13 protein-coding genes are annotated in these 13,959 nt (G+C 58.8%); all 13 read right to left on the bottom strand.

From position 1 onward, the window contains the following. Positions 1–28: 28 nt before the first annotated feature. Entirely contained in the window at positions 29–226 is a 198-nt protein-coding gene (locus tag QA648_RS31170; protein WP_283052810.1) for a hypothetical protein, read from the bottom strand. Positions 227–445: 219 nt separating this feature from the next. Further along, positions 446–1,783, bottom strand: coding sequence for an alkyl/aryl-sulfatase (locus tag QA648_RS31165; protein WP_283052809.1), 1,338 nt, complete (start codon positions 1,781–1,783; stop codon positions 446–448). Between the two features lie 127 nt (positions 1,784–1,910). Continuing rightward, on the bottom strand, positions 1,911–2,975 hold the full coding sequence (locus QA648_RS31160) for an amino acid ABC transporter permease (protein ID WP_283052808.1): 1,065 nt from the start codon (positions 2,973–2,975) through the stop codon (positions 1,911–1,913). Next, positions 2,972–4,171 carry an ABC transporter permease subunit gene (locus QA648_RS31155; RefSeq protein WP_283052807.1) on the bottom strand — a complete coding sequence of 400 codons (1,200 nt, stop codon included), beginning with the start codon at positions 4,169–4,171 and terminating at the stop codon, positions 2,972–2,974. Before QA648_RS31155 ends, QA648_RS31160 begins: the two co-directional genes overlap by 4 nt. A 7-nt stretch (positions 4,172–4,178) precedes the next feature. Next, on the bottom strand, positions 4,179–5,222 hold the full coding sequence (locus tag QA648_RS31150) for an amino acid ABC transporter substrate-binding protein (protein ID WP_283052806.1): 1,044 nt from the start codon (positions 5,220–5,222) through the stop codon (positions 4,179–4,181). Between the two features lie 253 nt (positions 5,223–5,475). Further along, the gene (locus QA648_RS31145) at positions 5,476–6,840 is read right to left on the bottom strand and encodes a PLP-dependent transferase (RefSeq protein ID WP_283052805.1); all 1,365 of its coding nucleotides are present in this window, start codon (positions 6,838–6,840) and stop codon (positions 5,476–5,478) included. A 55-nt stretch (positions 6,841–6,895) separates the two neighbouring features. After that, positions 6,896–7,936: an isopenicillin N synthase family oxygenase gene (locus QA648_RS31140; protein ID WP_283052803.1), complete on the bottom strand. Its 1,041-nt coding sequence runs from the start codon at positions 7,934–7,936 to the stop codon at positions 6,896–6,898. 150 nt (positions 7,937–8,086) lie between these two features. Continuing rightward, the gene (gene groL / locus QA648_RS31135) at positions 8,087–9,715 is read right to left on the bottom strand and encodes a chaperonin GroEL (protein ID WP_283052801.1); all 1,629 of its coding nucleotides are present in this window, start codon (positions 9,713–9,715) and stop codon (positions 8,087–8,089) included. A 27-nt stretch (positions 9,716–9,742) separates the two neighbouring features. Continuing rightward, positions 9,743–10,030, bottom strand: a complete 288-nt coding sequence (gene groES / locus QA648_RS31130; protein ID WP_283052800.1) for a co-chaperone GroES — start codon at positions 10,028–10,030, stop codon at positions 9,743–9,745. Positions 10,031–10,510: 480 nt separating this feature from the next. Then, positions 10,511–10,831: a hypothetical protein gene (locus QA648_RS31125; RefSeq protein WP_283052798.1), complete on the bottom strand. Its 321-nt coding sequence runs from the start codon at positions 10,829–10,831 to the stop codon at positions 10,511–10,513. Between the two features lie 12 nt (positions 10,832–10,843). After that, a complete protein-coding gene (gene msuE / locus QA648_RS31120; RefSeq protein ID WP_283052796.1) occupies positions 10,844–11,404 on the bottom strand; it encodes an FMN reductase in 561 nt (186 codons plus the stop codon). 63 nt (positions 11,405–11,467) lie between these two features. Beyond that, entirely contained in the window at positions 11,468–12,649 is a 1,182-nt protein-coding gene (locus QA648_RS31115) for an acyl-CoA dehydrogenase family protein (RefSeq protein ID WP_283052794.1), read from the bottom strand. 114 nt (positions 12,650–12,763) lie between these two features. Further along, positions 12,764–13,867 carry an LLM class flavin-dependent oxidoreductase gene (locus tag QA648_RS31110; RefSeq protein WP_283052792.1) on the bottom strand — a complete coding sequence of 368 codons (1,104 nt, stop codon included), beginning with the start codon at positions 13,865–13,867 and terminating at the stop codon, positions 12,764–12,766. Between the last annotated feature and the right edge of the window lie 92 nt (positions 13,868–13,959).

The raw sequence follows: 13,959 nt of genomic DNA, 5'->3' as shown, positions 1-13,959 counted from the left end.
CGTAACCTTCCCATGACATCCCCTCAGATTAAGCGGCGCGACGAACGTTGCCGCCGGACGCCGACATCAATTTATGGATTGCTCGCAGCACGTCCGATGGGGAGGTAAAGTACTGACCATCAAGGTCATGCACATGAAATTTGACGGCAATGAACTTCAGCGAGCTGTTGTCTGGAATGACGATGCCGACGGGGATACCGGCATATTCGATCACCTGTCTGGTCATTGGAGTATCCGATGCAATCTAATCTGCTCTTATCGCCAGACGGCGAAGCCGTTAGGTGGCAGGCTCTATAGTCTATTAATTTAATAGACTATAGAGCGCAGAGATTTGGATGACCATTGCCATCAATGCCAAATAATCTGCAGATATCAGAAAAGAATTCTAAGATGTGCGCTGAACGGCCGGGGCCAAGAAACCTCGTATACGCGACTTGCTTAAGCCTCAACTGCCGTTGTCGGTCGCCTGTGTCGACTGGTCATTTAGAAGGAATTGAGCGCATGTAAGATAGTAATTTCGGGCCGTGGCGTTCATCTGACGCTCTCCCAGCTCCGTCAGAGCCTTGGCCTTGAGACGTTTGGCCCCGGCATTGTCGATTTCGACCGCCAGCACATGGTCGATCAGTTCAGCAGCCCATTGAAACTCGCAGGCTTCGATCGCTTCATTCACCCGGACCAGCATTTCCTCCGCGCCGCCGACGAGATCAAGCATTCTCCTCGCACGATCCACTGGCGGCAGCGGGAAGATGTTGGTGGCATTGCCGTCGAACCAACCTACATAATCTGCGTAGATACCGCGCACCGTCCAGGCGACGCCGCCATAATATTCCTGCAGGTAGGGGCTTTGAGCCAACTCCGACGATAGTCTCACCTCTTGTACCAGTTCGTCCGGCCTCTTTCCTTGTTTGATGCCCGCTAACGTCTGGTCGAGAACGGTCTTGATGCCCTCCCGATATACCGCGAGGGCCTGACGGACGTTATCCTCGCCGAGGATTGGACGCATGTGCCCTTGCACGAGGTACTTGGCATTCAGAGGGATCATTTTTTCGATGCTGGCAATCCACTTCTCAGGCGGACGCAACCGCAGCCCCCTAAGGGGCGAGAGGTTCGGATAGGACTTATAAAAATCGTCACCGGGTAAAAGGACGCCTTTGCTGGGAATCCAGACCGAGATATTCTCGGGGGACTCTCCAGGCGTGTGAATGAGTTGCATTCGGACGCCCGAGACTTCGATCGTCGCTTCTTCTCCACTGAACGTTCGGTTCGGAGAAAGGAACCCCTCGCGCGTGTGCGGCGTCGTCCGACCATATTCGAGTTGAGTGCCGGCATTGATGTACAGCTCATCAGGCAGCGTCGTACCAAAGGTATCGCCGCCGTCGCGTAGGCCCCTTCCGAATTCCGGAGTGGAATCGGCCAATATCTGATGCCCATAAATTTCAGGGGCGTCGTTCCCGGCAAAAACCCTGGCACCGCCAGAGTGGTCAGGATGATTGTGTGTGTAGACAATCGCGCAAACCGGCCGCGCCATCCGATCGCCGAATGCCTTAACGATCGCCTCCGCATCGACCAGATTGGCTGATGTGTCGACAATAATCGATCCGTTCTCGCCCTGGATCAATGTCACATTGCTAGCTGAGTAGCCTACCGGCACAAACACCCCATCGGTGACTTCGATCACATCCTTGCGGAACTCCGACGAGTTGGCGCGAAGTTGCTCACGGCCCGCAAATTCGTCGTACGCGGCTCCGGGCGCCGAAACTCCTGAAGACGAAATGAATGCCATGCCCTGACCCCCGCATCACGCCTCGATGATCGCTGCATGTTATGTCCGACTGCGGAGAGCCGCACACTTTGCCGATAGCGTCCGGCTCTGAAGTTCAGCAACATACGCTGTTCGGTTTTGCTGCAAGTCATTTTCTGGCCCGAAGTCTTCTTTCCAGCCAGATGCTGTAACGCGAGGCACCGAAGCTGATCGCGAAATAAATACAGCCGGCAAAGACGAAGCTCTCTGTATAGAAGCCCAGCCAGTTCGGATCCGTTGCGGCCATCTTTGCGGCGTTCAACAGATCGGAGATGCCGATGACGGCAAGCAGCGACGTGTTCAACAGAATGCCTATGGACAGATTGACGATTGCCGGGATGACGGTCCGCAATGCCTGGGGCAGAAGGACAAGTTGCAGCGTTTGCCAGTAGGCAAGTCCGAGCGAATAGGCGGCCTCTGTCTGGCCGGCCGGGATCGATTGGAGGCCTGCTCGAATAACCTCGGCCAGATAGGCGGAGACAAACAGCGTAATCCCGACCTGCGCTCGCAGCAGCTTGTCCGTGAGCGCATCCGCCGGCAGCGCCATCGGAACGACGAGCATCGCGACGTATAGGACGGCAATTAGCGGAACCCCGCGCAGGCACTCGATGAAGACCACCGCGAGTACACGGAAGATCCTCATCTCGGATCGACGGGCGAGCGCCAGCAGAAGGGCGATGGGAAAGGCTGTCGCCAGTCCGATCAGCGAGACCAGCAGGGTGATTGGAAGTCCGCCCCACTGGTTGGTTGGAACCTTCGGCGGCAACAGCGTGCCAGCCATCAAAAGCCAGCAGAGGGGTATCGCCAAAAACCAGAGCAGCAGAAGCCATCTGCTCCAGGACTGCGGTCTGGAGGATACGAATAGCAGAATCGCAATCCCCAGGATGACGAGCGAGGGCCGCCATTGCAGGGCGGGCGGATAAAAACCAAAAATGATGAAACGAAATTTCGCGCGGATGAAGGCCCAGCAGGCACCGGCGCCATCGACGCCGCAGTCTGGCCCCAAGCCCGTCCACACCGCGTCATTGACAGCCCAGCGCCACAGCGGCATGAACATCCATACTGCGATCGCAAGGCATGCAAGTGTCAGGAAACCATTCAGTTTGCTATCGAAAAGTCCGGTGGTGAAGCTTCGTCGACGAAGACTCGGAAGGACGATCTGCAGTTCGCTCATCGCCGCCGTTCCTCCCTTAGCATGATACGGCGGTTGTAGACGTTCATCAGCGCAGAGACCGCAAGATTGAGAGTGAGATAGGCGACGGCGATGATGGTGATCGCCTCCAGCGTCTGACCCGTAGTGTTGGCGGTGGTATTAGCGACGCTCACGAGATCGGGAAAGCCGATGGCGACGGCAAGGCTCGAATTCTTGGTGAGATCGAGATAACTCGATGTCATGAGCGGCGTGATCACCCGAAGAGCCTGCGGCAGCACGATAAGCCGCATGATGTGGCCAGGACGAAGGCCTAAAGCACGGGCGGCCTCCCACTGACCGTTGCCGACCGACTGGATGCCGCTTCTCACAATTTCGGCAATGGTGGCCGCCGAATTGAAGACGAGGCCTGTCAACAACCCTGCAAACTCCGGCGTCAGCGAGAGGCCACCGCTGACATTAAAGCCGCCCCGTGCTGGCAGCTCGGCGGATATGGAAACGCCTGTCGCCCAGCACGCAGCGCCGAAAGCCGCTACGGAAAACGCGAGGATGCGGGTCGCATAAAAACGCCGGCCGAAGAACAGTCGGCGCGTGGCGATGACCGTAACCCCGGCCGCCATAACGGCCAACGGCAACCAGATGAACGCGGAAGGTCCGTCCAAAACCAGCCGCGGAATAAAAACGCCGCGATTGGTGAGGAAAAAACTGCCGGAAAATTCGATTGCCCGACGCGGCGCCGGCAGATTGTGGAAGATCGCACTCCACAGAAAGAGCTGAAGAAGCAATGGCGTGTTACGGAATATTTCGACGTAGCCGCGCACGACGGAGGCCAGCACGAGATTGCCAGATAGACGCGCAATGCCAAGCATCACGCCGCAAACGGTCGCGATCACGCACCCGAAGAAGGCGACATTGATGGTGTTGAGCAGACCCGCCAACAGCGCGCGACCATAGGCATCTGAGGAAGAATAAGCGATAAGGCTTTCGCCGATCTCGAAATTCGCCCGTTGAGACAAGAACGCGAAGCCGAGTTTCAGGCCGAGCCTCTGCGCGGTCTCGACAACGTTATTACTGAGATGCAAGACAACGGCGAGGACGACGAAGAGGAACGCCGCTTGAGTAAGTGGCGAGGGACCAAGCCATTGACGGGCGAAGGCCCAAAAACCGGGCTTCGCAAAGCCCGGTTCGTATCTCTTCCGTGATGCGATACGCGACAGCACGAGAGGCTCAACGGAACGGCGGCGAGTAGATCAGACCGCCCTTGGTCCAGAGCTGGTTCAAGCCGCGGTCGAAATTGAGCGGCGTGCCTTTGCCGACGTTTCGCTCAAAGATCTCACCGTAATTGCCGACCGCCTTGATGATGTTGTAGGCGAATTTTGGATCCAGGCCGATTGCCTGCCCAAGCGATGGATCGACACCGAGGAAACGCTTGATGGCCGGATCTTCGCTCGTCAGGAACGTATCGACATTCTCCTTGGTGATGCCGAATTCCTCCGCTTGGATCGTGGCGTAGACGGTCCAGTTGACGATTTCGAGCCACTGATCGTCGCCTGCGCGAACGGCTGGCGCCAGCGGTTCCTTGGACAGTCGTTCTGGCAGGAGAATATAGTCGTCCGGCTTCTTGAGCTGTGTGCGCCTTGCGGCGAGATCGGTCGAGTCCTGCGTTAATGCATCGACGCGGCCGGTATCGAGGGCCTTGGTAAACTCGCTCGTCTCCTCGATCGTGATCGGCGTAAACTTCTTACCCGTCTTGCGGAAGAAATCGGCGATGTTGAGCTCGCCGGTCGTCCCGCTCTGGACGCCGATCGTCGCCCCATCGAGGTCCTCACCCTTGTTGACGCCGAGATCCTTGCGAACGAGCAGACCCTGTCCATCATAGAAGACGACCGGACCGAAGTGGAAGCCGAGCTTGAAGGCGCGGGTGATAGTTTCGGTCACGCCGGAAAGCAGGATATCGAATTCGCCCGCCTGCAGCGCCGGCAAGCGCTGCTGCGGCGAGGAATTGGTGAACTCGACCTTCTCGGGGTCATCGAAAACGGTGACGGCCAGCGCCCTGCCAAAATCAACGAAAAAGCCCTGCCAGCGGCCATTACTGTCTGGTGTAAAGAAACCCGGCGTCGTTCCGACGCCGACCTTGATCACCCCACGTTCCTTGATCTTGTCCAGTGTCTGCCCGGCTTGCGCCGCAACCGGCAGCAAGGCAGCGGCGGCAATCATCGCGGCGCCGACGGCGCCTTTCAGATGCCGCTGAATGGCGGAAATTGCTTGCATGAAATTCTCCTGAAAAATGGTGTCCCCCGCAGGCGAGCCGAGCTTGGGAGGATCAGAACTCGCCTGCGTCATCGAACGTAAACACATATAATCTATAAAATAGATAGATTATTATAAAGAAGCGCCTGTTTGGAAAACACTTTTCTCACCCGGTGTTGGCAATCGACGTTACGCCAGTAGCAGCGTTACGCAGTTCGGCTAAAAAGAGGGCATCTCGCAATGGAGACGGCGGGATGGATCCCGCCTTGGGAACTCACGCCGATTCCAGCGCTTGCGCGATGTCGGCGATGATATCGTCGGCATGTTCAATACCGATCGACAGCCTGACGTAACCAGGCGTCACGCCGGTTGCCAATTGATCTTCCGCCGAGAGCTGCGAATGCGTCGTTGTCGACGGATGGATCGCCAGCGAGCGCGCGTCGCCGATATTGGCGACATGATAGAGCAGTTGCAGGGAATCGATGAAACGACGCCCGGCCTCGCGGCCGCCCTTCACCTCGAAGCCGACCAGCGCGCCGAAGTAGCCATCGCGCAGATATTTCCGCGCTCGTTCGGCGGCGATGCCCTCTTGGAATTTCGGGAAGATGACCTTCGATACCTTGGGATGAGCCTTCAGGAATTCCGCCACCTTGATGGCGTTTTCATTGTGCTGGCGCAAGCGAAGCGGCAAGGTCTCAAGCCCCTGGATGAACTGAAACGCGTTTTGGGGGCTGATGGGAGCGCCGACGTCGCGCAGCAGCACTGCGCGGATGCGCAGGATGTATGGATGGAAATCGATCAGTGCCGCCTTGTCGATCCAACTCTTACCCTGATAACTCGGATCGGGCTCGTGCAGGGCTGGTTGCCGATCGCTCAACTCTTTCCATGGAAAATTGCCGCCATCGACGATCGCTCCGCCGATCGCGGTGCCGTGTCCGCCGATATATTTGGTGGTGGAGTAGACCACGACGGCGGCGCCATGTTCAAGCGGTCGGATGATGAGAGGTGCTGCGGTATTATCGACGATCAACGGTATGCCGAAGCGACGGCCGACCTCTGCCACCTCGGCGATGGGGAAAACTTCAAGTTTCGGGTTGGGCAAGGATTCGGCGTAGTAGGCACGTGTCTTCTCGTCGGTTGCGCGTGCAAAAGCTTCGGGATCATTGGCGTCCACGAAACGGACCTCGACCCCGAAACCTTTCAGCGTGGCCGCAAATAAAGCCCAGGTCCCGCCGTAAAGGCCGACCGCGCTGACGATATTGTCGCCGGCGCGGGCAAGATTGAGGACGGCAAAGGCAGATGCTGCCTGACCGGAGGCGAGCGCCAGGGCGGCCGCGCCTCCCTCGAGTTCGGCCAGCCGCTGCTCGAAGGCATCCTGTGTCGGGTTTGAAACGCGCGTATAGAGATGGCCGGCTGCTTCCAGCGCAAACAATTTGTCGGCACCCTCGGTGCCCGGCAACTGGAATGAAGTTGTCTGGTAGATCGGAACCGCGATCGCCCCAGTCGTTGGATCGAAGCGGAAGCTGCCACCATGAAGCGCGATGGTTTCAGGATGACGGCGCAGGCTGCGCGGACCGGAGGCGCCAGCAGCAATCGGAGCAGCTTCGGCAGTGGGAGTCGGCGGATTGTGAATCGTCATGCAGTTCGCCTTTCTGTGCTTGGTCAGATTGTTGTTCGTCTGTCCGCCTGAAGGGTCAGGCGGACTCCGCCTGCGGCTGCTGTTCCTGCAGCAGATCGGCATGATGGGCTTGTGCAACGTCGGGGTGGGATCGCAAGCGTGACTTCAGTACGTTGCGTCCGACCTCGCGGAACAGAGGATTGAGTGGGTCCTGCGTAACACCGCGCACTTCTGCGGCAAGCGCCGGCGGCAGATCGAGAACCGGGATGGTCGCGGCGAGATTGGCGCCGAGGAAGAAGGGGATGGACAGACGATCGCCACCGGCCGGCGGCGTGACGACCCGATGGATGTTGGCCTTCAGATAGCCGTTCGATGCCAGCTCCAACAGCTCGCCGATATTGACGACGAAGGTGCCGCGGATTGGCGGCGCTTCGATCCAGCCGCCACTGCCATCATCGACCTGCAGGCCGCCTACAACGTCCTGCAATAGGATGGTTACGAAACCGCCGTCCTTATGCGCCCCGACGCCCTGATCGCTTTCGGTCTGGTCTCGACCGGGATAGCGGACAATCTTGAGCAACTGGTTTGGCCCATTGCTGTAGATCGGCGAAAAGACGTCCGGTTTCTGGCCAAGGGCTTCGGAGAACGCCTGCAAGACCTTGAGTCCGACGCCCGTGACGTCATCGATCCATTTCAGCACGGCAGGACGCAATTCGGGCAGAGCGGAGGGGAACTGGTTTGGTCCGATCAGCCGTTTCCAGGGCTGATCGCCAGCCTTAAGAGCCGGCTTCTCGCGCTCGGGACCGAAATCGACTTGTTCGCGCCAATCCTGGCTTCCCCGCGTATATTCGAAGCCGGCGCGGTTGTAGCCGCGGAAATGCGGCGACCTGCGCATTTCGATTTCCAGCTTCTTGTCTTCCGGTAAAGAGAAGAAGCGACGAGCCAGTGCCGTAAGGGAGTCGATTTCCTCCTGCGGGATGCCGTGACCGGTAAGATAGAAAAAACCGATGGTGCGGGAGATTTGACGCAACTCGTCCAGCGCCTCGAGCCGTTCGGAGTGATCCGGAGCGAAGCGACGGAGGTCGATGACGGGCAAGGTCCTTATGGTTTCAGGCATAACAGGTTTCTTTGCTTGTGTTTCTGGGGGCGTCGCGCTCCGGCGCCACCTCTGGGACGAGAAGATCAGATCGAGGGATGGAATTTGACGCTAACGCTCTGGCGGCATCGCTGGCGGTTAGCTCGCCAGCGATGCGTCATGCGATGCGGGCTAGTAGTCGAAGCCGCCGCCTGGAGCTGCCGGGACCGGCGGCTTTTCCTTGGGCAGTTCGGCAATCAGAGCTTCGGTCGTCACCAGGAGACCGGCGACGGAGGCCGCATCCTGGAGAGCGGTGCGCACCACCTTGGCGGGATCGACGATGCCTTCCTCGAGGAGATCGACGTATTTTTCCGATTGTGCGTTGAAGCCAAAGGTCTGCGAAGTGCTTTCAAGCACCTTGCCGACGACGATCGAGCCTTCGACGCCGGCATTCTCGGCAATTTGGCGGATCGGTGCTTCAAGCGCCTTCAGAAGAATATGGATTCCGGCCTGAATGTCGGGATTTTCGTTCTTCAAAGCTTCGACAGCAGTCTTTGCCCTGAGAAGCGCAACGCCGCCGCCGGGTACAATACCTTCTTCGATCGCGGCGCGCGTCGCGTTCAGCGCATCATCGACGCGATCCTTCTTTTCCTTGACCTCAATCTCGGTGGAACCGCCGACGCGAATGACCGCGACACCGCCAGCGAGCTTGGCAACACGTTCCTGCAGCTTTTCGCGGTCATAATCGGAGGATGTTTCCTCGATCTGCGTCTTGATCTGCTGAACACGGGCGTCAATTTCAGCCTTTGCACCGGCGCCGTCGACGACCGTCGTGTTCTCCTTGTCAATACGGACCTTTTTCGCTCGGCCGAGCTGCTCGAGTGTCACGTTCTCGAGCTTGATGCCGATATCTTCGGAGATCACTTCGCCGCCGGTGACGATCGCGATGTCCTCCAACAGAGCCTTGCGGCGGTCGCCGAAGCCAGGCGCCTTGACGGCGGCGATCTTCAGGCCGCCGCGCAGCTTATTGACAACGAGCGTTGCCAGCGCCTCGCCTTCGACATCCTCGGCGATGATCAGGAGTGGTCTGCCGGTCTGAACCACTGCCTCCAGCAGCGGCAGCAACGGCTGAAGCGATCCGAGCTTCTTCTCGTGGATCAGGATATAGGCATCCTCGTATTCGACGATCAGTTTTTCCGCATTCGTGACGAAGTAAGGTGACAGATAACCCCGATCGAATTGCAGCCCTTCGACCACATTCAGTTCTGTTTCGAAACTTTTTGCCTCTTCGACAGTAATGACGCCTTCATTGCCGACTTTCTGGACAGCTTCGGCGATAAGCCTGCCGATTTCGCCTTCACCATTGGCTGAGATCGTTCCGACCTGTGCAACCTCATCGGAAGAGGCGACCTTGCGCGAACGTTCCTTGATGCTGCGAATGGCTTCGGCGGTGGCAAGGTCAATGCCACGCTTCAGATCTTGAGGATTCAAGCCAGCGGCGACGGCCTTTGCGCCCTCGCGAACAATGGCCTGTGCCAGCACGGTTGCCGTCGTGGTGCCGTCACCGGCAAGATCATTGGTCTTGGAGGCGACTTCGCGCAACAGCTGCGCCCCGAGATTTTCGAACTTGTCCTCAAGCTCGATTTCTTTGGCGACGGACACGCCGTCCTTGGTGATGCGGGGAGCACCGAATGATTTTTCGATAACGACATTGCGCCCCTTCGGACCCAGCGTCACCTTCACCGCGTCGGCGAGAATATCGACGCCGCGCAATAGCCGCTGGCGGGCATCGGTGGAAAATTTGACTTCTTTGGCAGCCATAAATGAGTTCCTTCCTAGAATGCTGAGTTAGGCCACAACGCCGAGGATGTCGGCTTCCTTGACGATCAGCAGATCTTCGCCGTCGATCTTGATCTCGGTGCCGGACCATTTGCCGAACAGCACACGGTCACCGGCCTTGACGTCGAGAGGCGCCAGCTTGCCGCTCTCGTCTCGCACGCCCGGACCGACGGCGACGACGGCACCCTCTTGCGGCTTTTCCTTGGCCGTGTCCGGGATGATGATCCCGCCTCTTGTCTTCTCCTCGCTCTCGACGCGTCGAATTACGACGCGATCATGCAGTGGGCGAAATGCCATTTGCGTTTCCTTCCTGAATTCCAATTCAAACTCGGTCTGGCAGCACTCTGACGACGGTGCCACTGATGATATTGTCTTGAGGAGGGGAGCGATTGGCAAAGCGTATCGCTGCGATTCGGCTACGGAGCGGAGAAGGGAATTTCAATTTTCTACTAAATTTGTAGATTAATATGTCGCGCCCCGCCCTGATGTTTTTGTTCTTCAATCAAGCAGTTGAAGTCAGGGGAGTGCTTCTGAAATCCTGTATGATCAGGAAACAAGAGTTTCATCAGGCCCCCTGTCTGACAGGAACTGCGTCGGATCGAACGCTGAGATAAGCCCTTCCAAAAAGGTAGCGTTGCCCAATTCGGGCCCGTCTATGAGGGGCTAATGGTTCGAATCTTTACAAGAGCCCGATGTTAATGATTATCGGCGCGTCACGCCTCTTCCACCTGAAGCGGTGAAGAGACGGCGCCATTGAGATCAACTCGATTCGTCTTGTCAGGAAGGCTGCAGCGATCGATTGAGCGACAAAAACAATTGCCGTTTGGCGACTTCGAAGGAGGCGGATGCCCGGTCTCGCCCCCTTGGCAGGTCGATCCTGATTTCGTCAAGGATGCGGCCCGGCCAAGGCCGCATGACGACGATCCGGTCCGCCAGCACGAGCGCGTCCTCGATGTAGTGGTGAAAAAGCTGGAAACGATAAGCGCGGACTAGCAGCTCTTGTCGCCAAGACCGCTGAAAGCAACGGCCGGAACCGCGACGAACGACGATGCTGACTTTATCCCCCGCTGGAAGATAGGGCGCGGGCCTCGATCTCATAATAGACGATGCCTACTCCGCAGCGATCGCGGTGGCGCCCAAGCGAGGCTTCACAAGAACCGAAGCCTCAGCCAGAGCTTGATTCACGCGGGCCTGGATGGCCACTGACGGCTTGCCATCGGTAAAATCGCGGCCCGACGTGTAGATTGCCGTCGGCAGGATAAAGGCCTCGAAAAATGCGAATAGGGGCCGGAGCTGGTGTTCGACGACCAGAGAGTGCCGGTCGCCGCCGCCAGTCGCGGTCAAAAGGACAGGCTTCCCGCGCAAGTCTGAGGGATCGAGGAGGTCGAAGACGTGCTTGAACAGGCCCGTATAGCTTCCCTTGTAGGTCGGCGACCCGACAACGAGGGCCTCGGCCTCGACAATCGTTCGGATCACCTTGCGTGCGGCGGGATCGAGATCGGCTACCGATCTTGCCGCCGCCAGAGATGAGCCGAGGTCCTCGACGTCGAAAACCACATGCTGCAGGCCGGCTTGCCTTCCCAGCGCTTCCGTCACGCTTTCCACGAAACGCCTGGTGCTCGAGGGCCGCGAGATATTGCCCGAGAAGCCGACGATCAGATTGTTGCTCATTCAAGTTCCTTTCAAAGATGTATTCGCGGGCGTCAGGGAGGCGGAAACGTCCGATCGCTCCCTTCAGGCCGTCTTCAGAACGGGCGCGCTCGTCGAGGTTTCCGATTGGGCGGCTTCGGCACGGTGCCATCGGTCGAAGGCAGAGCGGCCCAGGATGGAGATGGACGTATCTTCCTGCGGAGCATGCACGAGCACGGACTGGATATCCCGAAAATGACGCTCAAGGCCCACATCGGCGTTGAGCCCTGGATTGCCGATGCCGCGGACCGCGATCTGCACGGCGTCGCGGATTTGCCGACCGGCGAGCAGCCTCGCCCTGATCAGCCTTTCCGCATCGCCGGGGCTATTTTCGAGCGCGCCAAAGATGATCTGGCGGGCGCCGGAGACGAGCAAGTCGATTTCACCCGAGAGCGCCACGAAGCGCTCCGTACGAGCGATGGGATGACCGAGATTGGCCGGCACGCGTTCATGGGCAAAACGGATAAAAGCCGCCTGTGCGGCCTCGGCGGCGCCGAGATAGATTGCAGTCAAGGCCAAGGTCATCGCCGCATGCGCTCGGTTGTCCTGCTGGGCCACCGACGGATCAACGAGTTCCAGCGCGCTCTCCACCGGGATCTCGACGTCGGTAAATTCGACATCATGCGACCCTGACGCGCGCATGCCGAGACTTTTCCAGTTCTCGATCACCTTGATGCCGGGCAATCCGTTCGGCACCACGAAGGTTCCGACTCGCGCCGGCACTTCGTCCGTATGCGCCCAGACGAGGAAATGCGTAAGGCCGTAGGCGCCTGTTACAAAGCGTTTGCGGCCGGTGATCGACCAGCCGTTCGCCGTGCGGCGGGCGAGCGTCGCGGGCAGGCCGCCACGCGCCGGCGAACCCAGCTCCGGCTCGACGCGGGCGGCATTCAGCAACAGCGGCCCTTGCTTCGCTTCGCCCAGCAGCCGCCGGTAGAGATCGTCCGGCCAATGATTTTTTGCCGCCTGGCCGAGATGAGTAAAGATCGTCATGGCGCTGATCAGCGCCACCGAAGGATCCCCCCGTCCCAAGGCGGCCAGGATGTGGGCGGCATCGCTCAACCCGGTGCCCTGGCCGCCATAACGGGTGGCAACGGTGCTTTCAAGCAGCCCGCTCTCGTGCACGGCTCGAATGCCGGCCCAGGGAAACTGACCGGTCTGATCCGCATCCGGGGCGGCCTCTGCGAGAACGCGCACGGTAGCGTCTGGCACCATTGGATCATCGAACATGTCGCTCGGACTTTCTGTCTATCGGGGGCGTCACCCTCAGGAGATAGCGAATGGCTCTGGCTAAGCTTGGGAGCGGCGGTTGCGCAGTCTAGCGATGGAACCAGACTGCGCATGTCACGCAGCTGTTTTCTTCTTCGCATCTTCCCGTTCGCGAATGCCTTCCCGCACGAGCGGAAGGATGTAGCGCCCGTAATCGACCGCATCGTTATAGTTGTCATAACCGCGGATCGAGATCAGATCGGCGCCAAGATCGATGTAGTCGAGGATGGAATCTGCGATCGTGTGCGGTGAACCCACGAGTGCGGTGGTTGCGCCGCTCGCGTTGGTGGCAGTGACCGTCGGGTACCATAATGCGCGGTCGTGAACGTCGCCGCGTGCGGCAATGTCCAGAAGCCTTTGCGAACCGACATTGGCCGGCCGTGCAGCATTGACGGGTGCACGTGCCAAGCCCTGCTGCCGGTTCTCGTTCAATCGAACCAGCACCCTATGGGCTTTTGCCCATGCCAACTCATCGGTTTCGGCGACGATCGGCCGGAAGGTGACCCAGATGCGCGGGCGATCCGCGCGGCCGGCCTTTGCCGCTTCCGCGTAAATCCGTTCGATCTGCTGTTTTGTTTCAGCAAGCGGTTCGCCCCAGAGCCCAAAGATGTCGCAGAGCGAACCGCCAATGCGATAGGCGGCATCCGATGAGCCGCCGAGCGAAATCGGAATAAGCCCATTGGTCGGCCGCACCGCGCTGCGAAATTGTTTGAACTGGTAATGTTTGCCGTTGAAGTCGAAAGGTTCTGTCGAGGTCCAGACAAGACGCAGGATGCGGATGTACTCTTCCTGCCGTTCGTAGCGTTCCTCCTTGTTGAGGAAGTCGCCCTCACGCGCCTGCTCTTCGTCGCTGCCGCCGGCTATGAAGTGAACAACGACGCGGCCGCCGCTCAGCTGATCGAGGGTGGCGAGCGCTTTGGCCGCAACCGTCGGATAAACGGTGTTCGGCCTGAGCGCGACGATGATCTTGATATTCTTTGTATGCGCCAGCACCGTGGCGCCGAGCGTGAAGGGATCAAAGGAAGACGAGGAGTAGGGGATCAGCGTATAGTTGAAACCGTAGTCGTCGAGGGCGCGTGCGTATCGCTCCAGATAACGGGGATCCACCGGGGCGTCGGGAATGGGGTTCAGGTCATTCGACTCGTTGGGAAAACTGACGCTGATGAATTCCGCGGTCATGTGAGCTCCTTGAGGTTTCCAGACAGTAGGAGAAGGTTAGGTCGCCATGATCGACAGAGGAAGACAGGTCTTTCTTTTTCTACTGAATATAT

Origin of the sequence: Rhizobium sp. CB3171, assembly GCF_029714265.1 — a bacterium.
Lineage (GTDB): Bacteria > Pseudomonadota > Alphaproteobacteria > Rhizobiales > Rhizobiaceae > Rhizobium.
The sequence above is the reverse complement of the archived record's forward strand: the minus strand, read 5'-3'. Positions and strand labels throughout refer to the sequence as shown.